Here is a 1,194-nt window from a genome sequence, read left to right as displayed (position 1 = left end):
TACTCTACCCTACTAAAAAATGGGACAAATTAGGTAAAAAGAAAGGGAAGCAAGAGTTTTGTAGTTACCAAGCTCCAAAACTTCCCACTTCCCATGAACCAACGGCTCGAAAGCGAAATTACTAGTGTTTTATCAAAATTTCCAATTGTTAAGAATTTATCACGAAAGAAATTCATTTGCTCATTTATTTTAGGATTAATAAAAAGTAGAAATATACAATTTTGCGATGTAGCCCAACATCTAAATATCAAGGCTAAATTAAGTTCCAATGAAGTTCGAATACAGGATTTTTTCAGGGAGGTTAATATAGATTATTTTTATGTAGCTTTGCTTTTGTTGCAGTTCTTACCGACTAATAAAAAGTTACGTTTATGCCTTGATAGAACTGAATGGGATTTTGGCTCATGTCAGATAAATATTTTGATGGTAGTAGTAGGTTGTGGAGATTATCAGCTTCCTTTATATTGGGAAATGTTGGATAATAAGAGTGGAAATTCATCTACCCGAGACCGTAAAGCTATCGTAGAAATGTGTGTAAATTTGATTGGCAAAGAACGAATAGGATACATAGTTGGCGACCGTGAGTTTATAGGTCATACATGGATTAAATATCTGAAAGACAATGGTATAAATTTTGTAATGCGCTTACCAAAACATCATTTATTACAAAAATCAGATGGTAGTGTGTTCAAAATAGAGAGCTTGAATTTAGAAATTAACAAAGCTGTGATATTAAGAGATTGTCTAGTAGATGGTGTAGTGGCCAATGTTTGGGTCAAGGCCTTGCAAAACGGTGATTTTTTATATTTATTGGGTACAGTAAATGTAGAATTTATGGGGCAGTTATATGCTAAAAGATGGACTATAGAGACTTGTTTTCAAGGATTAAAAGGTAGAGGTTTTAACTTAGAAAAAACGCATTTAAAATGTTTGAAAAAGATTAAAAAACTCATTGCCTTAGTCGCTATATCATATGCCGTTTGTATAAGTATGGGAATTTACTTTCACGCTAAAGTACAAAAAATTAAAAAGAAAAAGCATGGTTATAAATCCAATAGTTTTCTTAGAAAGGGTATAAATATGATTCAAGAATTATTCCGGCAAGCAATACTGACAGATACAGCTATTGAGAATAGAATATTCAGCTTTTTAAGATGGATAAAAATGCAAATGTCTCATTATCAAAAAAATATG

Annotated in this window: 1 protein-coding gene; it reads left to right on the top strand. The window is 31.7% G+C overall.

Going from position 1 to position 1,194, the window contains the following annotated elements; all coding sequences use genetic code 11:
• Positions 1-93: 93 nt before the first annotated feature.
• On the top strand, positions 94-1,194 hold a 1,101-nt coding region (locus GVN22_RS27310), incomplete at its 3' end, for an IS4 family transposase (RefSeq protein ID WP_166554155.1).

The sequence above is a fragment of the Cellulophaga sp. BC115SP genome (genome assembly GCF_009905545.1).
GTDB classification, from domain to species: domain Bacteria; phylum Bacteroidota; class Bacteroidia; order Cytophagales; family Spirosomataceae; genus Flectobacillus; species Flectobacillus rivi.
This window is presented reverse-complemented; position numbering and strand designations above follow the sequence as displayed.